This window comes from Nocardiopsis sp. iso_186 (genome assembly GCF_056173365.1).
Genome location: NZ_CM149670.1, coordinates 1,519,980 through 1,544,702, shown reverse-complemented (window position 1 = coordinate 1,544,702; position 24,723 = coordinate 1,519,980). Strand labels below are relative to the sequence as shown.

Here is a 24,723-nt window from a genome sequence, read left to right as displayed (position 1 = left end):
TTCAGGACGCGTCGGAGTCGATTCGGCCGGCACGGATACCGTGCACCCGGGCCACCGCCCACCACGCCAGGAGCGCGATCCCCCAGCCCAGCAGTGCACCGCCCATGGTGTCGGAAAACCAGTGAACGCCTACGTAGATCCGGCTCCACCCCATTGCCGCGGTGCAGACCAGCGACCCCACGAGTGCCCACGCCCGCCATTTCGGGGGGCAGACCGCCACAGCGGACATCGTGACGACCGCGGCGAAGGCGGTGTGCCCGGAAGGGTAGGACGGCGAGGCCATCACGACCAACTGCTCAAGCGGGCGGACGCGATCCACCACGGCCTTGAAGAACGGCACGGCCAGGAGCGAGGTGCCGGCCCAGGCCCCGACGACCAGGGCGATGGAATCCCACCGCCGCGCAACGGCCAACGGGAGCAAGAGCGCGACCAACCACACGGTCGCCAACGGCCACTGGCCGAAATGGTGGAGGAAGAGAGCCACCGTGGTGAGCGCTCCGGTCTGGCCGGCTGCGACGGTCGCGGTGACGGCTTCGTCGCCGCGTTGGAACAAAGGCGCGCGGACATCGATCAGGAGCACAGCGCTCAGGGCCACGAACCCGAGCAGCAGGATGACGGCGGCCCAGCCGAGCAGGCGAGGGGATACTTCTGTGCCCGAGGCCGCGGGGGGCGGCACGGCTGATCGTTGTCTCATGAGTGACACCCGTACCCGGCACGGCACCGGTCATACCCAGCGGTTCCGCCCGACCGGGCCGCCCCGCAGGTCCGTGGTCAACGCATCCGGGCGATCAGGATCGCGATGTCGTCGCCGCGGCCGGCCGGCACGAGGTCGGCAAGGGAGGTGGCTGCCTGGTGCACGTCGGCAGCCATCGCCGACAGGGCGTTGCCGACCTCGGCCAGGCCGTCCTCCATGTGCACCTTGGAACTCTCCACCAGGCCGTCCGAACACATCAGCAGGGTGGTTCCGACAGTCAGCTCCCGGCTGCTGACGGGATAGGAGGCGTCGATGTCCACCCCGACCGGCGGGCCGGTTTCGGGCTCCCAGATGTCGAAGCCGGACTCGGTCGCCAGGACCACCGGCGGCTGGCCGGCCCAGGCGGCCTGCAGCTTGCCGGAGTCGAGGTCAAGGACCAGGTAGCCGCAGGTCGCGAAGACGATCTCTCCGGTCTCGCTGAGCAGCCGGTTGGTCTCGGTCAGCACCACTCCGGGGTCGCTCTGATTGGTGGCGTACGCACGGAACGCCATCCGGATCTGGCCCATCGCCGCGGCCGCCTCCACTCCGTGTCCCTGGACGTCGCCGACCAGCAGGCCGACACGGCGGCCTGGGAGCGGAATGGCGTCGTAGAAGTCGCCGCAGACCCGCCACCCCGCACGCGAGGGCAGGTAGCGCACGGCGACGTCGAGATCGGGGAAGTCGGGTGGCTGGGTGGGAAGCATACGGCGCTGGACGGCGTCGGCGAGTTCGAGTTCGGCCTGTTGGCGGTTGACACGTTGGAGCGCCTGCCCGGCCAGACCTGCCAGGGTCAGCATGAGGGCACGCTCGTCCGGGGTGGCATGGTGGGGCTGGGTCCAGGAGACCGACCACACCCCCAAGGCCACTCGGCGATCACCGAAGATCGGGACGATCGCCCATGACTGGGCGCTGGTGCGGTGCAACGACTCCTCGACGGCTGGGAAACGTTCGAGGACCTCGGCGCGGCTCTCGAAGAACCGGGGCTGGCGGTCCTGAATGACCGCGCCCATGGGATAGGAGGCGTCATGAGGGTCGCGGCCGTCGATCATGCGCACCGAGTCCCCGTCGGCGGCCGAGGCCGGGTAGAGCTTGAGGCGACCGTCGTCCAGGAGCATGACGCTTGCGTCGTCGCCACCGAAGATCGGAACGAACTCCTCGCTGAGCAGTCCGGTGACCTCTTCGACCGTAGTTGCGGAGACGAGTTTGGCGGCCAGTTCATTGACCTGGCGCCCCTGCGCGGCTTCGATCCGACGGCGGTCGGCCAGGCGCCGGACCAATTGGACGTGCTCGGTCATGTCGTCGATGATCCCGACGAGGCGGGGGCTCTCCCCGCCCACGTAGCAGCCGCGAGCGTAGAGCCAGCGCTCATCTCCGACCTGGTCGAACATGCGGAACCGCTGCTCGTAGTCGCGCCCCTGGTAGGACGCCTCCAACGCGTCGCGCAGCCGCGCGATGTCGTCGCGGTGCACTCGGGCAAGGCACTCTTCGAGGGTGCGGATGTCGCCGGCGAGCATTCGCCCCAGCGGTGAAGGACCGAAGAGTTCACCGAGTTCACCGTTGGTGAGGTCGAGGCTCCACAGCGCGGTGTCGGCGTCGCGCAGCCGAAGTTCGGTGACGACCCGCAGGGTCTCCTCGTCCCGCCCGACCTCGGAGAGCGAGACGATTGCTCCGTTGACGGAGTCGCTGTGCGCGGGCAGGGGACGCGGGGTGACGGTGGTGCGGCGCGGAGCGCCCTGGGTCGTCTGGAGGGTGAGGTCGGTGGCGGGACGGACGTCGGCAGGGTCGATGGCTGCCCGGTGCAGCTCCCACCCGCGCCCCTGATCGGTTTCGGTGAAGAGCTCGGGCCAGGCCCGGCCTGTCGCCGCGGCTGAGGTGAGTCCGGTGAAGCGGGTGAACGCCTTGTTCACCAACACGATCGCGCCGGCGTTGTCGGCGACGAGCATTGCAGCCGGGGCATGCAGGAACGCAGCACCGGCGGGGTCACCCATCTCCGCGGTGAAAGCGGCATCGGTTAATCCTCCGGAACCGGCAAAGCCGTCCGTGGTGCCGGTAGAACCGTTCACGTATAGATCATCCCTGTGTCGTCACGAATGCCCAACCTGTGAGTCGCGGGTCTCCCGAGAGCATCCGATTCGCCCTAGTTTAGCGATATGAGCGTCTGTCCAGGCAGGTGGGAGTGGTCGAACCGGCCGAAGGCGGACCGGGAACCATTCTGCCCGAACAGTACTTCGGACATCTCCATGAAAATGCAAACAAAGTACCGACAAGTGGATCGATCGTTCACAACCGAAGCAATATCGCCCGGAAAGTGTGCCGACCAGAGTTCCTCGGCACCAACCGGCGCCCCGGCGGGCGAGTTTCCACCTTAGCGGCTTGGCCGCACTCCCGTCCGGTGCTCAGGATCCGTGTTGGCACGGGTTCCCCGACGGCCACGGAAGCCGTCCTCTGGCGCGAATACCCTCAGGAGCGCTGCGACAGCCGAACATCGAGCACCCCCGGCGGAGAATCAACCGCCTGACCGCGAAGGGACAGGGACCGCCGAGCCTGGGAGAACCGTCAGCCCCGACAACCTCTTCCCATGCCACGAAAACGCAAAGCGGCCATACTCTTTATTTGCCCCAAAAGGCGCCAGGAAGGGCTTCAAAGGCAAAAAGCGGAAGGGTCGGAGGAATCCTGGGTCGGCTCTTCACGACTCCGGTCGCGACCGGACGGCCCCGGCCTGCCGTTCACGCCTCCCTGCACCGACAGCCTCCCCGATTCCCGTCCGACGGCCAGGAACTGCGCGAAACGAGAACCGGGGCCCAGCACCCTTGTGGCGCACAGACCCCGGTCACCTCACCTGTCAATGAAAACGCTTCAGGCGTCCTCGTTCTCCGGAACGAAGTCAACCCCGGCGTCGCGACGCTGCACAGGCGTGATCGGGGTCGGCGCCCCGGTCAGCGGGTCTCCCCCGGATGCCGTCTTGGGGAACGCGATCACATCACGAATGGAGTCGCCACCGGTCAACAAGGTAATGATGCGGTCCCAACCGAATGCGATGCCCCCGTGCGGAGGTGCGCCGAACTTGAACGCCTCCAGCAGGAACCCGAACTTCGACTCCGCCTCGGCTTTACTGATTCCCAGCACATCGAACACGCGCTGCTGAATCTCGCCGCGGTGGATACGGATCGACCCGCCACCGATCTCCGAACCGTTGCAGACCATGTCGTAGGCATAGGCCAATGCGCTGGCTGGCTCGGTGTCGAAGGTGGCCTCGAACTCGGGCTTCGGGCCGGTGAAGGGGTGGTGCACTGCGGTCCACCCCCCGTCATCGGTCTCCTCGAACATCGGAGCGTTGACAACCCAGAGGAAGGACCACTTCGACTCGTCGATGAGGCCAAGACGGTTGCCGATCTCCAGACGAGCCGCTCCGAGCAGTTCTTGGGATGCCCTACGTGCACCTGCCGCGAAGAAGACCGCGTCTCCCGCTTTTGCTCCCACCGCGGCCACGAGGCCGCTCTTCTCCGTGTCAGAGAGATTCTTGGCCACGGGACCGCCAAGAGACCCGTCTTCCTGGATCAACACATAGGCCAGTCCCCGCGCACCGCGCGCCTTGGCCCAGTCCTGCCACCCATCCAGCTGCTTGCGGGTCTGGGAGGCCCCGCCCGGCATGACGACCGCACCTACGTAAGGCGCTTGGAAAACACGGAACGAGGTGTCGGCGAAGACCTCGGTGAGTTCCGTGAGTTCCTGGCCGAAACGCAGATCCGGCTTGTCGGAGCCGAACCTGTCCATCGCCTCGTTGAACGGCATACGGGGCAGCGGCAGCGGGATCTCATAGCCCACGACCTCGCTCCACAGCCGGGCTGCCAACTGCTCGCCCAGCGCGATCACATCTTCCTGGTCGACAAAGCTCATCTCGATGTCGATCTGGGTGAACTCCGGCTGGCGGTCCGCCCGGAAGTCCTCGTCGCGGAAGCAACGGGCGATCTGGTAGTAGCGCTCCATGCCGCCCACCATGAGCAGCTGCTTGAACAGCTGGGGGGACTGAGGGAGGGCGTACCAGTGTCCGGGCTGGAGTCGCACCGGGACAAGAAAGTCGCGGGCGCCTTCAGGCGTGGAACGGGTGAGGTAAGGCGTCTCGACATTGACGAAGCCGTGCTCGCGCATGACGTCGTGGACGACATAGGTGGCCTGGGAACGGGCTCGCAGGGCAGCCGAACGTTCTGGGCGCCTGATGTCGAGGTACCGGTAGCGCAACCGCGCCTCCTCCGACACCTCCTGGGAGCCGTCCAGCGGGAAGGGCAGTGGGGCTGCCTCGCTCAAGACCTCGATCTCGGTGGCCACGACCTCGATCGCCCCGGTCGTGATCTCGGTGTTCTCGTTGCCTTCGGGGCGGACCCGGACGGTGCCGGTGACCTTGATGCAGTATTCCGAGCGGAGGTCGTGGGCGAGGTCGTCCTCGCGCACCACGACCTGGACCACGCCGGACGCCTCGCGCAGGTCCAAAAAGACGACGCCGCCGTGGTCACGGCGGCGTGCCACCCAGCCGGCCAGGACTACGGTCTCGTCGGCATGCTCGGCGCGCAGCGTGCCCGCGTCATGCGTGCGGATCAACGGGGTTCTCCTTCAACGGTTTAGGACTGTCTCATCTTGCCTGACATGCGCGGTCTCCGGTTACTCAGGAGGGCAACCGGTGCCGGTATCTCGTCTGGGCATGAGCGGCGAGTCCGAACCCGCGTGCGGTGCAGTGCTGGTCATCATTCTTCACGATCGTGCTGAAACGGAAGCGCAAGCGCCCTAGAGGTCGCGCAGGAAGGGATTGGTGGCCCGCTCCTGGCCGATGGTCGTCCGGGGCCCATGGCCGGGAAGGACCGCGGTGTCGTCGTCACGGGACAGGCAGACCCGATCGAGGCTGCGCAGGATCTCGGCGTGGTCGCCGCCGGGGAAGTCGCTGCGTCCGATCGAGCCGGCGAAGAGGAGGTCTCCGGTGAACATCACCGCCGGGGCGTCTCCCGTTCCGGGCACGGTGTAGGTGACCGATCCGGGGGTGTGTCCGGGAGCGTGATCGACCGTGAACTCCAGGCCCGCGAGCCTGACGACCTGGGTGTCGGCTACGGCCACAAGATCGGACGGCTCCCCGGGAACCTGGCCTTTGAACAGGTCGAGCAGTTGCGCGGCCAGACCGGGATCGAGGCCGCGGCCAGGATCGGTGAGCAGTGCACGGTCGGCGGGGTGCAAATAGGCCGGGACGGCGTAGGTCTCGCACAGCGACGCCGCGGACCAGACGTGGTCGAAGTGGCCATGGGTGAGCAACACCGCATCGACGGTCAGGCCGTGTTCGGCGACCAGCCCCGCCACCCTGTTGACCGCGTCCTGTCCGGGATCGACGATCACGCATCGCCCTCCCGCGGCGGACGCGACCACGTAACAATTCGCGGCCAGTGGTCCGGCGGGAAAGTCTGCGATGAACACGGTGAGCGCCGACCTCGTTTCTTGACGACTGCGGGTGCCCGGTCCGGGCCCCCCGAGCCTACCGAGGTCGCGGAGGGTGAGCGACCTGTTATCCGGACGAGACCACCGCTCGCGCCGAGGCGAGCCACCCCGACGATTCATCACCATTCGGTCACCACGCGGCCGATGGCTCTTTGCCAATCGCCGCGACAGTGCCATATTGGTCGGAGCCCGGACCGTACACACTCTGGGCAGCGACAACATAGGTCAGTTCAGCCGGTACGGGTAGATTCATGCCCACCCCCAAAGGCCGACCACCGCTCAGGCGGGGCGAGCCGTACGGGACATGCTGTCCACGACCACATCGACCTGGCTAATCGTCAGGCTCATCACAGCAGGAGGATCACGGTGACCACGGACCCCTGGGGCCGCGTAGACGACGACGGCACGGTCTACGTGCGCACGAGCGAGGGCGAACGTGTCGTCGGATCGTGGCAGGCGGGCGCTCCGGAAGAGGCGCTGGCGTTCTTCCAGCGCAAGTACGACGCGCTCCTGACCGAGGTGGAGCTGCTGGAAAAGCGGCTGGCGACGACCGACCTCTCCGCGGCCCAAGCTCTGAGCAGCGTGCAGAAACTGCGCACCTCGGTGACCGACGCGAACGCCGTGGGAGACCTGGAGTCGCTCTCGGCGCGCCTGGACACGCTGACCGAACGCGCCGAGCAGCGCAAGGTCGAACAGAAGCAGGCCCAGGAGCAGGCGCGCGGCGAAGCCCGCGACATCAAGGAACGCATCGTCGTCGAGGCCGAGCGGGTGGCCGAGGAGACCACGCACTGGAAGACCGGCGGCGAGCGGATGCGCCAGCTCATCGAGGAGTGGAAGGCCGCCCCCCGTGCCGACCGCCCCACCGAGCAGGCACTGTGGAAGCGGATGTCCACTGCCCGCAACGCCTTCTCCAAGCGGCGCAAGGCGTACTTCGCCGGTCTGGACGAGCAGCGCGAGCACGTGCGCTCCGACAAGGAGAAGATCGTCGCCGAGGCCGAGACCCTGGCGGACTCCACCGACTGGGGGCCCACGGCCGGCCGCTACCGCGACCTGATGCAGCAGTGGAAGAGCACCGGCCGTGCCGACCGCGCCACCGAGGACGCGCTCTGGGAGCGGTTCAAGGGTGCACAGGACCGGTTCTTCCAGGCACGCAACTCCGTCTTCGCCGAACGCGACGCCGAACTCCGGGTCAACGCCGAAGCCAAGGAGAAACTGCTGGAGGAGGCCAACCAGGAACTGCTGTCCCTCTCCGACCCGCGTGAAGCCCGTGCGCGGCTGCGCGACTTCCAGGAGCGCTGGGAGGAGGCCGGTATGGCGCCGCGCGACTCCCGGGAACGCCTGGAAGGTGCCTTCCGCACGATCGAGGACTCTGTGCGCAAGGCCGAGGAGAAGGAGTGGGAGCGGACCAACCCCGAGGCACGTGCCCGTGCCGAGGCGACGGTCAACCAGCTGCGCAACTCCATCGCGGACCTGGAGGGCAAGCTGGAGAAGGCCCGCACCGCCGGCAACGACCGCAAGGTTCGCGAAGCCGAGGATGCTTTGACCGCGCGCCGGTCCTGGCTCGCCGAGGCGCAGAAGGCGCTGGAGGAGATGAGCTGACGGCTCGTCAACCCTCAACAGCCTGCGGCCCGCGCCGTCCCCGTATCAACGGGGCGGCGCGGGCCGCAGGTTTCTCCCCGGCTAGTTCTTCATCCGGTAGACGTCGTAGACGCCGTCCACACCGCGTACCGCCTTGAGGACGTGCCCGAGGTGAGCGGGATCGGCCATCTCGAAGGTGAACCGGCTCAGCGCGACGCGGTCCCGGCTGGTCTGCACGGTCGCCGAGAGGATGTTGACGTGCTGATCGGACAGCACACTGGTGATGTCGGAGAGCAGGCGCGTGCGGTCCAACGCCTCGACCTGGAGTGCCACCAGGAACATGGACTTCTCGGTGGGCTGCCACTGCACCTGGACCATGCGCTCGGGGTCGAGGTGTTTGGTGTTGACGCAGTCGCTGCGATGCACCGAGACACCGGAGCCACGGGTGACGAAACCGATGATCGGGTCGCCCGGGACCGGCGTGCAGCACTTGGACAGCCGCACCCAGACATCGGCATCGCCCTCCACGACCACGCCGGGATTGCCTGCCGCGCGCTGGCGCACCGGCCGGGTGGGCACCGCGGTCTCGGCGATGTCCTCTTCGGCACCGTCCAGACCGCCCAGGGCGTCGACCAGCTTTTCCACGACGTTCTGCGCGCTGATCAGGTTCTCCCCGACCGCGGCGTAGAGCGCGTCGAGATCGGGGTACCGGAGGTCGTGTGCCAGGGCGATCAGTGCTTCACCGCTGAAGAGCCGCTTGACCGGTAGCTCCTGTTTGCGCATCACCTTGGCGATGGCGTCCTTGCCCTGCTCGATCGCGGCCTCGCGCCGCTCCTTGGTGAACCACTGGCGGATCTTGTTGCGGGCTCGGGCGCTCTTGACGAAATTCAGCCAGTCGCGGCTGGGGCCGGCGTCCGCGGTCTTGGCGGTGATGATCTCCACGGTCTCGCCATTGCTGAGTTCGCTGTCCAGCGCAACCAGTCGGCCGTTGACCCGTGCCCCCACGGTGCGGTGACCGACCTCGGTGTGTACGGCGTAGGCGAAATCGACAGCGGTGGCCCCTTGCGGCAGCGCGATCACATCACCGTCGGGGGTGAACACGAAGACTTCCTGCACGGAGAGGTCGAACCGCAGCGACTCCAGGAACTCGCCCGGGTCCTTGGTCTCCTGCTGCCAGTCGATGAGCTGCCGCAGCCAGGCGAGGTCGCCGGAACCGCCCTTGGCCTTGGGCTCGGCGCTCTTGCCACCGGTGTTGCGGTCCTCTTTGTACTTCCAGTGCGCGGCGATCCCGTACTCGGCCCGGCGGTGCATGGCCCGGGTGCGGATCTGGAGTTCGACCGGGTTGCCCGCCGGACCGATCACCGTGGTGTGCAGCGACTGGTACATGTTGAACTTGGGCATCGCGATGTAGTCCTTGAACCGCCCAGGCACCGGGTTCCAGCGCGCGTGGATGGTGCCCAGGGCCGCGTAACAGTCGCGGACGCTGTCGACGAGGACCCGGATGCCCACGAGGTCGTAGATCTCGTCGAAGCCGCAGTCGCGGGCGATCATCTTCTGGTAGATCGAGTAGTAGTGCTTGGGCCGCCCCCGCACCGTCGCCTTGATCCTGGCCTCGCGCAGGTCGGCCGAGACGGCCTCGATGACGTCTTGGAGATAGACGTCGCGGCGCGGGGAACGTTCGGAGACCAAACGGGCGATCTCGTCGAAGCGCTTGGGGAACAGCGTGGCGAACGCGAGGTCCTCCAGCTCCCACTTGATGGTGTTCATTCCCAGGCGGTGGGCGAGCGGGGCGAAGATCTCCAGCGTCTCGCGGGCCTTCTTCTCCCGTTTGGGCTGCGCCAGATAGCGCAGCGTGCGCATGTTGTGCAGACGGTCGCACAGCTTGATGACCAGGACCTTGATGTCGCGCGACATGGCCACGACCATTTTGCGCACGGTCTCGGCCTGGGTGGCCTCGCCGTACTTGACCTTGTCGAGTTTGGTGACTCCGTCCACCAGTTCGGCGATCTCGTCGCCGAAGTCGGTGCGCAGCTGCCCAAGCGTGTAGGAGGTGTCCTCGACGGTGTCGTGCAGCAAGGCCGCTGCGATGGTGGGCTCCTGCATCCCCAGCTCGCCCAGGATGGTGGCGACCGCCAAGGGGTGGGTGATGTAGGGGTCACCGCTCTTGCGCTTCTGGTCGCGGTGGTGATGCGCTGCGACGTCGTAGGCGCGTTCGATGAGTCGGACGTCAACCTTGGGGTGCGTGGCACGCACCGTCTTGATGAGAGGTTCGAGAACCGGGTTCATGTTCGCTCCCCGCTGAGCGCCGAGTCGTGCGAGTCTGCGGCGGACCCGCACGGTAGAGGACGGGGCGGATGGAGTGGTGGAAGCTGGCCTTGGGTCAGGATCGTCATCCGTCCTGCCGGTGTGGGAGGAGTCCGCGGCGGCACCGGCCACGGCGTCGGGTACTGGGGTGTGGGGCACCTCGTCGGAGACGGCGCCCCCCTGACACTCGTCTGCCGTCTCGACGCGCGGGGCGTCTCCGGGCTGCTGGTCGCGGTTTCGGTCCGGCTCGTCCGACCGTGCGGAAACCGCCTCGGTCGAGACCATTTCACTGCGCATGGACAACCTCCCGCGGCTTCACCGATGGTCGCCTCGTTGGCTTCCGCCGGACCGGATTCTTCAAAACCGAGGTGGTGGGACGTCGTCGTCGCCGCCCGATGCATCGGTTTGATGTGTGATGTGGGCGGTCAGCCCTTGGGTCCTGTAACGCGGTGCCGCCATGCCGTCATTCCACGGTTCGCATACCGCAAGGGACGACATATCAGCACGTCGGTGCGGTGGGGCACAAGCACCCCGATTGGTCGGCGTCCCCCGCCGGACCGCTAGAGAGCGATCAGAGCGCGCAGTTCGACGTCGGGCAGCCTCTCGCGCCCCTTGAGGAAACCGAGTTCCATCAGGACCGAGAGTCCCACGACGTTACCACCCGCGCGTCGGACCAATTCAACCGCGGCGTGCCCCGTACCCCCGGTGGCGAGAACGTCGTCCACGATGAGCACCCGGCTCCCGGGAGTGATCGCGTCGGCGTGTATCTCGACCGTCGCGGTGCCGTACTCCAGATCATAGGACTGGCTCAAGGTTCGTGCGGGCAGTTTCCCTGCTTTGCGCAGCGGGACGAAACCCGCCCCCAGTTCCAGCGCGACCGGTGTCCCGAAAATGAATCCGCGGGCCTCCAACCCGACCACGTAGTCGATCCGCTCGTCCCTGAAGGGGTCGGCCAGGCCGCGGACCGTCGCGGTCAGGGCGGCGTGGTCGCCCAGCAGCGGAGTGATGTCCTTGAACACGACTCCGGGCTGCGGGTAATCGGGGATGTCACGCACGTGGCGGTCGATGAGAGCGATCAGGTCAGTGGTCATCGGGGGCCTTCTCCGGTTTGTCGGACCAAAAACGGTACCGGCCCCGCATGCGGGGCCGGTACCGGGTGAAAAGTCTTCGCTGCGCGCTGGGCAGGCCAAACTATTTGTTGTCTCCCCTGCCGTCGCCGGGGTCATTGCCGAAATCGGGTCGATCCTCGACAGGGGTGTCGTCAACCTGGGGCTCCTGCGGGTTGATCACCTCGCCCACGCCGGCCTTGACCATCCGGATGCGGGTTCCGGGCGAGATCTCCAGCTCGACGTCGTTGTCGTGAACCTCGGTGATGGTGCCGTAGATACCGGCCTTGGTCATCACCTCGGTCCCCGGGCCCAGCTCACTCTGCATCTGCATCTCCTGCTGGCGGCGCTTTTGCTGCGGCCGGAAGAACAGCAAGTAGAACACCGCGATGATGAGAACGAAGATGAGGATCTGGCCGAGGACTCCAGAGCCTTGGCCCTGGCCCTCCGCTGCGAAATTCAGTAGGCCCTGCACTGGGCGTCCTTTCCTGGGGTATGTCCTGGCCGCACCACAGCACAACGGGCGGCACGCCCTGCTCCAACGAACGGCCCCGGCTGCGGGTTCCCGAACCGGCCGGCGTCGAGCCGGAGACCGGCTTACGTCCAGCTTACGACCCTTCGGTCTCCTCCATCAGGGCCGCGGCACCGAAGGCCGCGTCCGGAGGCGGGGCCACCCCCATGTGCGACCACGCCTGGGGGGTTGCGACCCGGCCGCGGGGAGTGCGGGCAATGAATCCCGAACGGACGAGGAAGGGCTCTGCAACGGTCTCGACCGTCTCGGGCTCCTCCCCCACCGACACCGCCAACGTGGACAGGCCGACCGGTCCCCCGCGGAACCGGCGGAGCAGGGCGTCGAGCACCGCACGGTCGAGCCTGTCGAGACCTTCGTCGTTGACCTCGTAGAGGTTGAGGGCCGCACGGGCGATCTTCAGGGTGAGGCGCCCGTCGGCACGCACCTCCGCGTAGTCGCGGACCCTGCGCAGCAACCGGTTGGCGATCCGAGGCGTGCCCCGGGAGCGTCCGGCGATCTCCACTGCCGCGTCCGGATCGATCTCGGCCCCCAGCAGTCCGGCGGAACGGGTCAGAATCCGCTCCAATTCGTCGGGCCGGTAGAAGTCCATGTGTGCGACGAAGCCGAACCGGTCACGCAGCGGAGCGGGCAGCATTCCCGCCCTGGTGGTCGCTCCGACGAGGGTGAACGGCGCCACGTCGATAGGGATCGCGGTGGCGCCGGGCCCTTTGCCCACCACGACGTCCACCCGGAAATCCTCCATCGCGACGTAGAGCATCTCCTCCGCGGGACGGGCCATGCGGTGGATCTCGTCGAGGAAGAGCACCTCGCCCTCGTGCAGGGTGGACAGCACCGCGGCGAGGTCACCGGAACGTTCGATGGCCGGCCCGGAGGTGATGCGCAGGGGTGCGCCCAGTTCCGCGGCGATGATCATGGCCAGAGTGGTCTTGCCCAGGCCGGGGCCCCCCGACATGAGGATGTGGTCGGGTGCCTTGCCCCTTCGCTGTGCGCTGCGCAGCACGAGGGACAGCTGCTCGCGCACGCGCTCCTGGCCGACGAACTCGTCCAGGCTCTTGGGCCGCAGTGCTCCCTCGACTGCACGCTCGTCCACGTCGGCGTCGGGCGAGACGAGTTCGCGGTCGTGCTCGTTCATCGGTGCGGCCTTTCTACGCTGGTCGCCGGGGGATGTCGCGGGGCGATCGGATGTTCCCCGCCCAGCCCGGGCTTTCTTGACGGGAGCGGGCTGCCGCAAAGGGCATCCCGCTCCGGTCGGCAGAGACGCCGCGGCTAGGCGCGGCTGAGTTTGCGCAGTGCGCTGCGCAGCAGGACGGCGACGTCGGCGCCTTCCTCGGCATCGGTGGCCACTGCGTCGGCCGCGGCCTCGGCGTCCCTGGCGGTCCACCCCAGGTTGACCAGACCGGAGACGACCTGGGGGCGCCAGGCGAGGGCGGCCGGAGCGGAAGCGGCGGCCCCGATCGGGGCAGGACCGGGGTCGAGCGGCGCACCGAGCTTGTCCTTGAGCTCCAAGACGATGCGCTGCGCTCCTTTCTTGCCGATTCCCGGGACCTGGGTGAGCGCGCCGGTGTCTTCGGCCGCCACGGCGCGCCGCAGCGAGTCGGGGGTGTGCACGGAGAGCATCGCCAACGCCAGGCGGGGCCCTACTCCGCTGGCGGTCTGCACTCGCTCGAAGACGTCGCGCTCGTCGTCGTCGCCGAAGCCGAAAAGGGTCAGGGATTCCTCCCGGACCACCAGTGAGGTGGCAACAGTGGCCTGCTCACCGATGTGCAGCCGTGCCAGGGTGGCCGGGGTGCACTGCACGGTCATACCGACGCCGCCCACCTCGATGACAGCCGATCCGATGCCGCGGGCTGCGACCCGGCCGGTCAGGAACGCGATCACTTCTTCCCTCTCGTGTCGTACGGGACTACTAGATGCCGCGTGCTTGACGGGCGAGCTCCACCTTGCGGGCGAATTCCTGCTGGGCCTGGGCAACGCGTGCCTGGGCGCCGCCGCGCCACAGGTGGCAGACCGCAAGGGCGACGGCGTCGGCGGCGTCGGCGGGTTTGGGGGGCTCCGCGAGTTTGAGGATCCGTGCCACCATCATGGCGACCTGCGCCTTGTCCGCGCGGCCGCTTCCGGTGATCGCCGCCTTGACCTCGCTGGGGGTGTGCAGGGCCACGGGCAGGCCACGACGTGCGGCACACACGATGGCCAACGCGCTGGCCTGCGCGGTTCCCATAACGGTGCTGACATTGTGTTGGGCGAACACCCGTTCCACGGCGACCGCGTCCGGCCGGTAGTCGTCCAGCCACTGCTCGATCCCGCGCTCGATGCCGAGCAGCCTGACGGGGAGTTCGGCATCGGCAGAGGTGCGGATCGCATCGGCGGCGACCATGGTGAGTGTGCGGCCGATGGCCCCGTTGACCACTCCGATACCGCACCGGGTCAACCCCGGGTTGACTCCCAGCACGCGCACCTTGCGGCCTCCCCGCCCTGATTCTCGAACGTCCGTTCGCAGAGCCTACCCGGAAGGGGGGTCACCGGCTCCCTCCCTCGCGGAGCGAGCCGGTGAGCGGTGTCAGAAACCGCCGCGGATCCGGATCGCCCGGAGGTCGTCGGCGATTTGGAAGACCACGATGAGCAGTTCCATCCAGATCCGTAGCAGGATCAGATAGAGCAGGGCCAGCACCGGGCTGAACAGCAGCATGAGGATGCCGAAGAACGTATCGAAGCCCCCTCTCCCCATCATCGAGAACGAGCTGACCACAAAGGACAGCGTCGCGATCGTCACGAGCACCAGGCCGATGACGTAGAGGACCTTGATGACCTTCGAGGTCACGTAGGTGGTGAACCCGAAGTCGAACAGGGCCCCGAAGAAACCCTTCTCCAGGACCGGCTGGGGTCCGCCGGGGGGCGGCGCCCCTTGGTACCCGATACCGGGCGGCACCCCGTAAGAACCGGGGGGCGGCCCCTGCGGGGGCTGTCCGGGATAGGGACCGGACGGCTGCTGCCAGGGCTGCTGGTTGGGGTCGGGGGGATAGGACATGGCCGGGCTCCGTTTCGTCAGGGGTGACTGCACATATCTACCGTCTCCGGGGTCGCCCTTCCACCGAAGAGGTGCGGACACACGCGCGCCCCGGCACTGGTGCCGGGGCGCGCGTGAGTGAAACGGGGGGATTAACCGATCTTCTCCAAGATTTCGTTGGAGATGTCGGCATTGGTGAAGACGTTCTGCACATCGTCGGAGTCTTCCAAGGCGTCCACGAGACGCAGCACCTTCTTGGCCGCTTCCTCGTCCACCGGAATCTCCATACTCGGCAGGAAACTCGTCTCCGCCGACTCGTATTCGATCCCGGCCTCCTGGAGTGCGGTGCGCACCGGGAGGAGGTCGGTCGCCTCGCTGATGACCTCGAATGCCTCGCCCAGGTCGTTGATGTCCTCGGCGCCGGCATCCAGCACCGCGAGGGTGACGTCGTCCTCGGTGGTCCCCTCCTTGGGCACGATGACGACGCCCTTGCGGTTGAAGAGGTAGGAGACCGATCCGGCATCGGCCATGGAGCCGCCGTTGCGGGTGACCGCGACACGGACCTCGGAGGCCGCGCGGTTGCGGTTGTCGGTGAGGCACTCCACCAGCAGCGCCACGCCCGCCGGGCCGTAGCCCTCGTACATGATGGTCTGCCAGTCGGCACCGCCGGCTTCCTCGCCGCCGCCCCTCTTGCGCGCGCGCTCGATGTTGTCCAGCGGCACGGAGTTCTTGCGGGCCTTCTGGATGGCATCGAAGAGCGTGGGGTTGCCGTCCGGGTCTCCGCCACCGGTGCGTGCGGCCACCTCGACGTTCTTGATCAGCTTGGCGAAGAGCTTGCCCCGCTTCGCGTCGATGACGGCTTTCTTGTGCTTGGTGGTGGCCCACTTGGAGTGGCCGCTCATGCGTGTCCTTTCACCATGTTGACGAAGAGCCTGTGGATACGCGTGTCCCCGGTGAGTTCGGGGTGGAACGAGGTTGCCAGCAGCGCCCCCTGTCGTACCGCGACGATCCTACCGGCACGTTCTCCCGTGGCGACGTGTCCGAGCGCGTGGGCCCCCGCTCCGACGGACTCGACCCAGGGCGCGCGGATGAACACTGCGTCGAACGGACCGCCGTCCACGCCGGTAACCGTCACCCCCGCCTCGAAGGAGTCAACCTGGCGCCCGAAAGCGTTGCGGCGCACCGTCATGTCGATCCCGCCGATGGTTTTCTGCCCCTGGACGCCGTCCTCGATGCGGTCGGCCAACATGATCATTCCCGCACAGGATCCGTAGGCGGGCATTCCGGAGGCGATGTGTTTGCGCAGCGGCTCCAAAACCTCAAAAGCCTCGGCGAGTTTCCACATCGTGGTGGACTCCCCTCCCGGCACGACAAGTCCGTCCACGGTGTCGAGTTCGGTCGGGCGCCGCACCGTGACGACGCGGGCACCCGACCGTTCGAGCGCATGCGTGTGCTCGCGTACGTCGCCCTGGAGGGCGAGTACGCCGATGGTGGGGGTGGCGGACAAGAGGCAACCTCGCTCAACTGCTCGTTCATCACCGTTCCCCGGGGAGGGCCCGGCTGTGTGGACGGCGTCCGTAGAACGCCGAAGCCCGCGTTCACCGGCGTAGGTACCTGGTTGGCGCGGGCGGGGCCGAAAAGGCCGGGAACCACTGTCGTCGGGCTCCCGGCCCGCGGCGGGGCCGTTACCAGCCGCGGCCGGCGTAACGCTGGTTGTCGCTGAGGTCGTCCAGGTTGATGCCGACCATTGCCTCGCCCAGACCGCGCGAGACCTTGGCGATGGTCTCGGCGTCGTCGTGGAAGGTGGTGGCCTTGACGATGGCCTGGGCGCGCTTGGCCGGGTCGCCCGACTTGAAGATGCCCGAGCCCACGAAGACGCCCTCTGCGCCCAGCTGCATCATCATGGCGGCGTCGGCCGGAGTGGCGATGCCACCGGCGGTGAACAGCACGACGGGGAGCTTGCCCAGCGTGGCCACCTCCTTCACCAGGTCGTAGGGAGCGCGCAGCTCCTTGGCCGCGATGAAGAGCTCGGCCTCGTCCAAGGTTCCCAGGCGCTTGACGTCGCTGCGGATCTGTCGCATGTGGCGGGTCGCCTCGACGACGTTGCCGGTGCCGGCCTCACCCTTGGAGCGGATCATGGTCGCGCCCTCGGCGATGCGGCGCAGGGCCTCGCCCAGGTTGGTGGCGCCACAGACGAAAGGAGTGGTGAAAGCCCACTTGTCGATGTGGTGTGCTTCGTCTGCGGGGGTGAGGACCTCGGACTCGTCGATGTAGTCAACGCCGAGGGACTGCAGGACCTGCGCCTCGACGAAGTGACCGATGCGGGCCTTGGCCATCACGGGGATGGAGACGGCGCTGATGATGCCGTCGATCATGTCGGGATCGGACATGCGAGCCACGCCGCCGTCCTTGCGGATGTCGGCGGGAACCCGCTCCAGTGCCATGACGGCGACGGCGCCGGCGTCTTCGGCGATCTTGGCCTGCTCGGGCGTCACCACATCCATGATCACACCGCCCTTGAGCTGCTCGGCCATGCCGCGCTTGACGCGGGCGGTGCCGACCGTGCTTTCGGTCGTGTTCTCAACGGTGTTGGTCACGGCTGCGGACTCCAGGTTCTGGGTGGACACGGCTCTCAAATCCCTCAGTGCGGGAAGGATCCTATGGGGTCACACGAACGGGCTTGACGTCGGCCTCGCCTGCTCCTGTGTTCTCCATGGTAGATCCTCCCTTGAGCGCCACTTTCAGGACATAACACCAAAGGTGTCCGGGCCATTGGCGGTCCGTGCCCACTGCATCCGCGAAAGAGCGCTCGCGTGGTGCACGCCTAGGTGGAACGACGACCGCCGATCGGGAATTCCCGACGGTCGTCGTCGGACGGAGCCGACCGGATCATCCCAGGGTCCCCGCCCCCGGCGATTCGTCGTCCATCTCGAAATAGTCGGGCAGTTCGGCGCGTCCTGCCAGGCGCAGGACCCGCACCAGACGGGAAGAGCGGGCTACGTGGGTGGCGGCGACCGCGTCGTTGTAGAACCGCCGGGCGATGTAGACCCGCTTGGCCGCGGCGTGCACTTCGGCGAGAAGACCGGCGCCTTCGTCCGACAGGTCCGCTTCTGCCAACACCACGCGCAAGGTCCGGGAAAGGTTGCTCTCGGCCAGCTCGCGGTCGGCTTGGCCACGTGCACGGCGCGCCTGGGCGGCGGCGTCGGCCAGCAACACGTTGGAGGCGGGTTCGAGCAGTGCGGCGCCTGCGAGCTCACCCACGACCGCTCCGCGCCGGGCGAGGGCAGCGTCCAGCGCAGCGGAAGCCGTCTCGAACCTGGTGTGCAGTCGGTCCAGTCGGGTGGCCCGCCAGGAGAGGTAGAAAGAGAACATCACCAGAATGGCGAACACCGTGGTCAGCGTGGAGAGCACGCTCTCACCCCGTCTCTGCGACGGGCCGGGCGGCGACCACGGGTGCGTCGGGCTCGGGCAGTACGGCCTCGTAGACGCGCACCACGTCCGCGGCCACCGCACTCCAGTCATAGGGCTGCACGGCGACACGGGCCGCGCGAGACAGCGCGGCCCGGCGATCGGGATCGTGGAGGAGCTCCACGGCGCCGGCCGCCAGCGCGGCAGGGTCGCCGGTGGGAAACAGCTGTCCTGCCCTCCCCTCCCGCAGAACATGGCGGAACGCCGGAATATCGCTGGCCAGGATCGCCGCCCCCGCCGACATCGCTTCGGTGAGGACGATGCCGAAGCTCTCCCCTCCCAGGTTGGGGGCGCAGAAGACGTGAACGGAATGGTAGGCCCGGACCTTGTCCGCCTCGCTGACGAGCCCCAAGGAGACCACCCGGTCGCGCAGTGCCGGCGCGATCTTGGCACGCGCCTCCTCGGCGTCACCGGGACCGGCCAGGAGCAGGCGCAGGCCGGGAAAATCCGGTCCGATCCGGTCGAACGCCTGGAGCAGTACCGACAACCCCTTGCGCGGTTCGTCCATCCGGCCCAGAAAACCGATCGCTCCGCCTTCTCCGGGCCACCCCTGGAGGGGCTCCGCCTCGGTGTAACGGTCCACCAGCACGCCGTTGGGGATGAGGACGGCATCCCCGCCCAGGTGCTCCACAAGCGTCTTGCGGGCCGCCTCGGACACGGCGATCCGACCGTTGACCTTCTCCAGGGCGGTGCGCAGCATCGTCGCCGAGGCGGCCATCGCACGCGAGCGGGGGTTGGACGTGTGGAAGGTGGCGACGATAGGGCCCTCCGCCACCCAGCAGGCGAGCAGGGACAGGCTCGGCGCAGCGGGCTCGTGCACGTGCAGCACGTCGAAGTCGCCCTCGCGGATCCAGCGGCGGACCTTGGCCGCGGCGCGCAGCCCGAAGCTCAGACGTGCCACCGACCCGTTGTAGGGCACTGCGATCGCCCGGCCCGCGGAGACGATGTGCGGGGGCAGTTCGGTCTCGGAGTCGCAGGGGGCGAGGACCGATACCCGGTGCCCCAGTCCGATGAGCGCTTCCGCGAGGTCGCCCACATGCTGTTGCACGCCGCCCGGGACATCCCAGGTGTAGGGACAGACCAGGCCCACACGAATCGGACTCACCGCCGCCGCGGTTCGGGGTCGAGATCGGCGGTGAACACTCGTTGCAGCATGTGCCAGTCCTCCGGGTGCTCGGCGATCTCGCTCTCGAACACCGTCGCGAGTTCCTGTGTCATGGCGCGGGTCTTCTCCGACCGGTCGCCTTCCGCGGGCGGCGCGATCTCCGCATGCACCCGAATACCCCAGCACGGACCGTCAAACCATAGCGAAACGGGCAAAAGCGCGGCGCCGGTGCGAAGGGCCAGCGCAGCCGGTCCCGCGGGCATCCGCGCGGATTCGCCGAAGAAGGTCACCTCGATGCCGGACTCGGTGAGGTCGCGATCGGCGAGCAGGCAGACCAGGCCGCCCGCACGCAGTCGGCGTGCCAACGTCCCGGCCGCACTGGACGGTCCTCCGGTGAGCGGCAGCACCTCCATCCCCAGTTCCTCGCGAAAACCCACGAACTTCTCGAAGAGGCTCTCCGGCCGCAATCGCTCGGCAACGGTGGTCAACCGGGTCCCGCGCACCGTCATCCACGCTCCGGCGTGGTCCCAGTTGCCCATGTGCGGCAGTGCTGCGACCACTCCCCGGCCTGCGGCGATGTGGGCTTCCAGTGCGTCGATCCCGGTACTTCGGGTGCGGTCCGCGATGAGGTCCCGCCCCATAGCGGGCAGCCGGAAGGACTCGTACCAATAGCGCATGTAGGAGCGCATGCTCGCCCTGGACAACGCTCGGAGCTCGGCCAGGGAGGCGTCGGGGCCGACCAGCCGACGGAGGTTGGCCTCCAACTGCCGGACACCGCCCAACCGGTGACGCCAGGCGTGATCGGCGAGTTTGGTGAAAGCCCAACGACCGGAGCGCTCGGGGACGTGGCGAATCAGCGTCCAACCCAGCGTGTAGGCGGCCGTGGTGGTGCGATCTCCCATAGCGGAGTGCTCAGCCCTTCGGTTCGGTGGCGCCGTACGTGGGACTGGGCTCGGTCAACCGGTTACGGGTCTCCACGAGGCGCTGGACGATGGTGATTGCGCTGAGGATCGCGAGCACCCAGAGCCCGCCGGCGAGAACGTAGGGAACGCCCAACCCCGCGAGGCCGACGGAGACCAACGTGATGATCAGTCGTTCGGTCCGCTCGGCGATACCGACGTCGCAGTTGGCTCCCAGTGCCTCTGCCCTGGCCTTGATGTAGGACACACCAAACCCACTGATCAGGCAGAACATCGTGAGCCAGGCAAGCGGCTCATCGTGGCCGTCGCTGATGAACCACATGAGCAGCGCGGCGAAGATGGCGGCGTCGGCGAGCCGGTCGAGGGTCGAGTCCAGGAAGGCCCCCCAACGGCTCTCGACGTCGCCGGCCCGGGCAACCGCTCCGTCGAGCATGTCGAACAGCACGAAGACCGTGACAGCGACGGTCCCGAGGTAGAGCTCTCCGCGAGGGTAGAAGGCGAACGCACTCACGACGACGCCGATGGTGCCCACGATCGTGATCATGTCGGGGCTGACACCGAGCTGGGCGAGGCCGCGGCCGACGGGTCGCAGTAGGCGGGCGATGACGGGACGCAGAATTCTCAGCATGACTTCTTCAGATCGTAGAGCGCTCGCGGTGTTCCGGCGCACCGAGCGCGCCGAAACGCGCGGCCCTCAGTCACTGTGCAGTTGGCAGGCGGGAGTCCCGCCGGGCAGCCGGTATCGGTTGCGGGCCGTCCAGCGGTAGACGGCGCCCCCGAAGCCCCTGGCAACAGGCCGCCGCAGCAGGGACCCCAGCGGCCACCAGTAGCGGTGCGGGCTGTTGAGGAGCAGGACGGCCACCGCGTCAACGCCACCCCATACCCGGCGGCCGTCGGGGTGCAGCAGCAGGATCTCGCGTTGCGCGCGCTCCTCCAAAGGAGTGGACAGCTCGCAGAACTGCCAGGGCCGCCACACGACGGGGCCTCCCCCGGTGATGTGGCGCTGGCCTGCCTGGGCAGCGACGGTGCAGAAGGCGCAGTCGCCGTCGTAGACGAGGACCGGCGATACAGCGCTCATGGCGCAGGCCAATGCTCGGCCAACAGCTCCCGCGTCTGGGTCAGCAATTGGGGCAGCACCCTGGTCCGACCGACCACCGGCATGAAATTGGTGTCACCGCCCCAGCGCGGGACGACGTGCTGGTGCAGATGCGCGGCGATACCCGCTCCCGCCGCGGTCCCCAGGTTCATCCCGACGTTGAAGCCGTGGGGACCGGCGGTCGTGCGCAACGCGGTGATCCCGGCCTTGGTGAGCTCCGCGACCTCGGCCGCCTCTCGGGGGTCGAGTTCGGTGTAGTCGGCGACGTGGCGGTAGGGGCAGACCATCAGATGACCGCTGTTGTACGGATAGAGGTTGAGCAGCGCGAACGCTTTGGTGCCACGCGCGAGCACCAGTCCCTCGTCATCGGGGAGCGAGGGCGCACGGCAGAAGGGGCAACCGTCCTCCGGCGCCGATCCGGTCGGTTTGTTCTCGCCCTTGATGTAGGCCATTCGGTGGGGGGTCCACAGCCGCTGGAAACCGTCGGGATCATGCGGCTGCTCCTCTCCGGCACCGGTGTCCGAAACGTCGTGCTGGGTGCTGCTCACCGACTCGCCCACCTCTCCTCTTCGCCTCCACGCCAGCATAGGACGGGGCGGTGTCGCCGCGCCGTCGGGCACCCCGACAGCGCGGCGACAACGGCAACGCCCTACGGCGTCTCGGAGGCGGAGGGCCGCCCCTCCTCGGCAGTCGGGGAGGCGGCGACCGTGGTGGCGACTGCTCCCTGGCGGGCCGGGACGAAGCGGTTGTGCAGTCTGACCGGCTCGGCTCCGGCCAGTTCGCGCTTCTTGCGACGGCGCCGACCGGCCAGGAGGTTGAGGACCTCGACGAAGAGCGAGAAGCCCATCGCGGTGTAGATGAAGCCCTTCTCGATGTGGAAGCCGAAGCCCTCTGCCACCAGGCTCATGCCGATGAGCAGCAGGAACGCAAGGGCCAGCATTTTGACCGTGGGGTGGTCGTTGACGAACCGGGCCAACGGGTTGGCCGAGACCAGCATGACGATGACGGCGATGACCACGGCGGCCACCATCACCCAGATGCCCAACCCCTCGGGGTCGATCATCCCCACTGCGGTGATCACGGAATCGAGGGAGAAGACCAGGTCGAGGGCGACGATCTGTGCGACCACGACACCGAAGACCGCACCGGTCGTGGATGCCTTGTGTCCGTGGTCGCCTTCGAGGCTCTCATGGATTTCGTAGGTGCCCTTGGCGAGCAGGAAGAACCCGCCCACGAGCAGGATCAGCGCCTGCCCGGAGAACTCGAACCCGGCGACCGAGAACAGCGGTTCGGTGAGCTGCACGATCCAACTGATCGAGGCCAGGAGCGCCAGGCGGGTGATCAGCGCCAGGGCGATGCCGAGCTTGCGCGCTTTCTCGCGCTGATGCTCGGGAAGCTTGTTGGACAGGATCGAGATGAAGACGAGGTTGTCGATCCCTAACACGATCTCCAACACTGTCAGCGTCAGAAATCCAATGATGAGGTCCGTGGTCATAAGGTTTCTGACTCCGAGGCAGCGGGGTGGTGGAGTATCGACACTGGCCTGAGGAATCTAGGGAAACCGAGATAAGTCACGGGTAAGGGACCAAGGCCCTCTCCGCGGGCACCGCGGCCCGCCCACCCCGTCGGGTCTGGTCGCCGCACATCCGGATGTGCGGCGACCGGTCACCGCCGCCTCAGGCCAGACCGAGCAGGGTGCGCAGGTGACGGGGCGACGGGGACCCGAAAGCCAGCATCTCGTCGTGCACGGCTCGCTGGTCGGCGTGCGGACGGGCAGCGGCGAGGTCCCGGGCGACGTCGTTGACCTCGCGGTAGCCGACGTAGTAGGTCGAGAGTTGAGCGCTGGTGAGAAGGGACCGACGCCACTTTCCCGCTGCTTCTCCCTCCTCCTGGTGACCGCGCTCGGTCAGCAGTCGCAGCGCTTCCTCCTCGTCAACGTCACCGGTGTGGGTGCGCACATCCAAAATCGCGTTGAGGATCATCCGCAATCGCATCTTGAGCTGGACCAGGCGCAGTGCCAGATCGTCCTCTCCTCCGCCCCACCCCGCATAGGCGAGCAGTTCCTCCGCGTAGACCGCCCACCCCTCGATGAAGGACCCGCTGCCCAGGGCGCTGCGAACCCGGGTAGGCCCCCGGTAGCGGGCGGAATGGGCAAGCTGGAGGGCGTGACCGGGGGTGCCCTCGTGCACCATCAAGTTGCGCAGCATGTAGGCGTTGTACTCGCGGTAGAAGGATTCCTGCCGCTCGACCGGCCAGTCCTCGGGCGGTGGGGCGACCGCCACCAGGGTGGGCGCGGCACCCGCGGGGCCGAGCGGCCCGGGCGGGTCGCAATAGGCCACCGCCACACCCCGACGCGTCTCGGGCATGTCGATGACGCGTACCGGATCGTCGGTGACACTGACCAGGCCCAGGTCGTCGGTCCGCGTGCGCAGGTGTTCCAGCGCACGCTCGCACAGTGAGCGCACGTCCGCCGCGTTCGTGGCGCCCTTGACGGCGAGTCGGTCCAGGACTTCGCGGACCTGCCCCGGATAGCGCGCCCGCGCGTCGTACTCGGCGGCTACCTCGGCGATCTCGTCCTCGGTGGCGATGAGATCGCTCTCGGCACGGGTGAGCAGGGTCTCGGGACTCAGCGGCGAGTCGAGGGCGTACCAGAGTTGCGCGGCGTAATCCCGGGCTCCGAGGCGTGGGTCGGCCGTTGCCGCGGGGGCCTCGGCTGCCAGCCACTCGGCGTGCTCGGTCAGGGCCTGGCGGGCTGCGTCTCGGGCACTCCCCAAGGCGGCCGGCGGCGCGGTGGGACCGGCCAGCAGCCGGTCGAGTTCTTCCCCCAACAGTCCGACCGCGCCGTGTGTCCGGCCGATCGCGGTCTCCACGTGCACCCGGGGCATTCCCGGGCCGCTCGCCAGCCGCTCGCGGGCGTGGCGCAGGAAGTCCGGTATCGCGGCGCACCGTGCGGCCAGGGCGTCCAGACGCTCGGCCCGCGGCAGCCGGTCGCGGCCCACCAGGGTGGACAACGCGTCGCCGGGAAGCAGATGGAGGGGGTCCCAGTCGTGCGGGCGCAGTTCGGTCAGCCGCCATCGGTCCGCGCTGACCCTGGTCCGCAGGGTCTCCAGGTTGACCTGGTCGGCAGTGGACAGAAGCGTGTCGTCGATGTCGTCGAGGGCGCGAAGGGCGTCGGCGAGGGTGTCGGCGCGGTCGGCCAGGGCCCCCTCGGAGTAGTCGGGGAGGCGGTCGGCGAAACGGTGGTCACCGAGCCCGTCCGCCCACTCGGGATCATCAAAGAGCAGCCGGTCGAGGACTTTCTCGGCCACATCGCGGAACCGGTCGGTCATGGCGTTGGCACCCGGGTCCGGGTGCTGGGGCTCAGGCGTAGTCATCGCCTCTCATCCTGCCACCAGGACGTCG

The 24,723-nt window shown here is 67.9% G+C and carries 23 protein-coding genes; 1 reads left to right on the top strand and 22 read right to left on the bottom strand.

All coding sequences use genetic code 11. From position 1 onward, the window contains the following. Position 1: 1 nt before the first annotated feature. The 4 genes from AC0VYP_RS06995 to AC0VYP_RS06980 all read right to left on the bottom strand — a co-directional run bounded on the left by AC0VYP_RS06995 (position 2) and on the right by AC0VYP_RS06980 (position 6,187). The gene (locus AC0VYP_RS06995) at positions 2-694 is read right to left on the bottom strand and encodes a phosphatase PAP2 family protein (RefSeq protein WP_285759489.1); all 693 of its coding nucleotides are present in this window, start codon (positions 692-694) and stop codon (positions 2-4) included. Between the two features lie 77 nt (positions 695-771). Next, positions 772-2,796, bottom strand: a complete 2,025-nt coding sequence (locus tag AC0VYP_RS06990) for a SpoIIE family protein phosphatase (RefSeq protein ID WP_475473076.1) — start codon at positions 2,794-2,796, stop codon at positions 772-774. A gap of 793 nt (positions 2,797-3,589) precedes the next feature. Further along, on the bottom strand, positions 3,590-5,329 hold the full coding sequence (aspS, locus tag AC0VYP_RS06985) for an aspartate--tRNA ligase (protein WP_475473075.1): 1,740 nt from the start codon (positions 5,327-5,329) through the stop codon (positions 3,590-3,592). A 183-nt stretch (positions 5,330-5,512) separates the two neighbouring features. Then, positions 5,513-6,187: an MBL fold metallo-hydrolase gene (locus tag AC0VYP_RS06980; protein WP_475473074.1), complete on the bottom strand. Its 675-nt coding sequence runs from the start codon at positions 6,185-6,187 to the stop codon at positions 5,513-5,515. A gap of 387 nt (positions 6,188-6,574) precedes the next feature. Here AC0VYP_RS06980 and AC0VYP_RS06975 point away from each other — a divergent pair, with 387 nt between their 5' ends. Further along, positions 6,575-7,807: a DUF349 domain-containing protein gene (locus AC0VYP_RS06975; RefSeq protein ID WP_285759484.1), complete on the top strand. Its 1,233-nt coding sequence runs from the start codon at positions 6,575-6,577 to the stop codon at positions 7,805-7,807. Between the two features lie 81 nt (positions 7,808-7,888). Here AC0VYP_RS06975 and AC0VYP_RS06970 read toward each other — a convergent pair whose 3' ends face one another. The 18 genes from AC0VYP_RS06970 to AC0VYP_RS06885 form a co-directional block, all read right to left on the bottom strand. Further along, positions 7,889-10,072 (bottom strand): RelA/SpoT family protein, encoded by a 2,184-nt coding sequence (locus AC0VYP_RS06970; protein WP_285759483.1) that lies wholly within the window; start codon positions 10,070-10,072, stop codon positions 7,889-7,891. Between the two features lie 578 nt (positions 10,073-10,650). After that, the gene (locus AC0VYP_RS06965; protein ID WP_285759482.1) at positions 10,651-11,181 is read right to left on the bottom strand and encodes an adenine phosphoribosyltransferase; all 531 of its coding nucleotides are present in this window, start codon (positions 11,179-11,181) and stop codon (positions 10,651-10,653) included. A 100-nt stretch (positions 11,182-11,281) separates the two neighbouring features. Then, positions 11,282-11,671 carry a preprotein translocase subunit YajC gene (yajC, locus tag AC0VYP_RS06960; protein WP_432707469.1) on the bottom strand — a complete coding sequence of 130 codons (390 nt, stop codon included), beginning with the start codon at positions 11,669-11,671 and terminating at the stop codon, positions 11,282-11,284. 133 nt (positions 11,672-11,804) lie between these two features. Next, positions 11,805-12,860 (bottom strand): Holliday junction branch migration DNA helicase RuvB, encoded by a 1,056-nt coding sequence (ruvB, locus tag AC0VYP_RS06955; RefSeq protein ID WP_475473073.1) that lies wholly within the window; start codon positions 12,858-12,860, stop codon positions 11,805-11,807. Positions 12,861-12,994: 134 nt separating this feature from the next. Then, positions 12,995-13,606 (bottom strand): Holliday junction branch migration protein RuvA, encoded by a 612-nt coding sequence (gene ruvA, locus AC0VYP_RS06950; RefSeq protein ID WP_475473072.1) that lies wholly within the window; start codon positions 13,604-13,606, stop codon positions 12,995-12,997. A gap of 28 nt (positions 13,607-13,634) precedes the next feature. Further along, positions 13,635-14,183 (bottom strand): crossover junction endodeoxyribonuclease RuvC, encoded by a 549-nt coding sequence (gene ruvC / locus AC0VYP_RS06945; RefSeq protein WP_475473071.1) that lies wholly within the window; start codon positions 14,181-14,183, stop codon positions 13,635-13,637. Positions 14,184-14,285: 102 nt separating this feature from the next. After that, a complete protein-coding gene (locus AC0VYP_RS06940; protein WP_285759474.1) occupies positions 14,286-14,753 on the bottom strand; it encodes a DUF4282 domain-containing protein in 468 nt (155 codons plus the stop codon). A gap of 131 nt (positions 14,754-14,884) precedes the next feature. Next, positions 14,885-15,634: a YebC/PmpR family DNA-binding transcriptional regulator gene (locus AC0VYP_RS06935; protein ID WP_285759472.1), complete on the bottom strand. Its 750-nt coding sequence runs from the start codon at positions 15,632-15,634 to the stop codon at positions 14,885-14,887. Beyond that, the gene (gene pdxT, locus AC0VYP_RS06930) at positions 15,631-16,239 is read right to left on the bottom strand and encodes a pyridoxal 5'-phosphate synthase glutaminase subunit PdxT (protein ID WP_475473070.1); all 609 of its coding nucleotides are present in this window, start codon (positions 16,237-16,239) and stop codon (positions 15,631-15,633) included. The genes AC0VYP_RS06935 and pdxT overlap by 4 nt, the downstream gene beginning before the upstream one ends. A 178-nt stretch (positions 16,240-16,417) precedes the next feature. Then, on the bottom strand, positions 16,418-17,344 hold the full coding sequence (gene pdxS / locus AC0VYP_RS06925; protein WP_285759571.1) for a pyridoxal 5'-phosphate synthase lyase subunit PdxS: 927 nt from the start codon (positions 17,342-17,344) through the stop codon (positions 16,418-16,420). 277 nt (positions 17,345-17,621) lie between these two features. Then, the gene (locus AC0VYP_RS06920) at positions 17,622-18,104 is read right to left on the bottom strand and encodes a hypothetical protein (RefSeq protein WP_475474181.1); all 483 of its coding nucleotides are present in this window, start codon (positions 18,102-18,104) and stop codon (positions 17,622-17,624) included. A gap of 43 nt (positions 18,105-18,147) precedes the next feature. Beyond that, the gene (locus tag AC0VYP_RS06915; protein WP_475474179.1) at positions 18,148-19,296 is read right to left on the bottom strand and encodes a glycosyltransferase family 4 protein; all 1,149 of its coding nucleotides are present in this window, start codon (positions 19,294-19,296) and stop codon (positions 18,148-18,150) included. A 5-nt stretch (positions 19,297-19,301) separates the two neighbouring features. Then, positions 19,302-20,207, bottom strand: a complete 906-nt coding sequence (locus tag AC0VYP_RS06910) for a phosphatidylinositol mannoside acyltransferase (protein WP_285759469.1) — start codon at positions 20,205-20,207, stop codon at positions 19,302-19,304. A 10-nt stretch (positions 20,208-20,217) separates the two neighbouring features. After that, entirely contained in the window at positions 20,218-20,853 is a 636-nt protein-coding gene (gene pgsA, locus AC0VYP_RS06905; RefSeq protein ID WP_285759467.1) for a phosphatidylinositol phosphate synthase, read from the bottom strand. A gap of 66 nt (positions 20,854-20,919) precedes the next feature. Continuing rightward, positions 20,920-21,303 carry a thiol-disulfide oxidoreductase DCC family protein gene (locus tag AC0VYP_RS06900; RefSeq protein ID WP_285759465.1) on the bottom strand — a complete coding sequence of 128 codons (384 nt, stop codon included), beginning with the start codon at positions 21,301-21,303 and terminating at the stop codon, positions 20,920-20,922. Continuing rightward, on the bottom strand, positions 21,300-21,869 hold the full coding sequence (locus tag AC0VYP_RS06895) for an HIT family protein (RefSeq protein ID WP_285759464.1): 570 nt from the start codon (positions 21,867-21,869) through the stop codon (positions 21,300-21,302). Before AC0VYP_RS06895 ends, AC0VYP_RS06900 begins: the two co-directional genes overlap by 4 nt. A gap of 101 nt (positions 21,870-21,970) precedes the next feature. Then, a complete protein-coding gene (locus tag AC0VYP_RS06890; RefSeq protein WP_285759463.1) occupies positions 21,971-22,816 on the bottom strand; it encodes a TerC family protein in 846 nt (281 codons plus the stop codon). 181 nt (positions 22,817-22,997) lie between these two features. Then, positions 22,998-24,695, bottom strand: coding sequence for a DUF885 domain-containing protein (locus AC0VYP_RS06885; protein ID WP_475473069.1), 1,698 nt, complete (start codon positions 24,693-24,695; stop codon positions 22,998-23,000). Positions 24,696-24,723 lie beyond the last annotated feature (28 nt).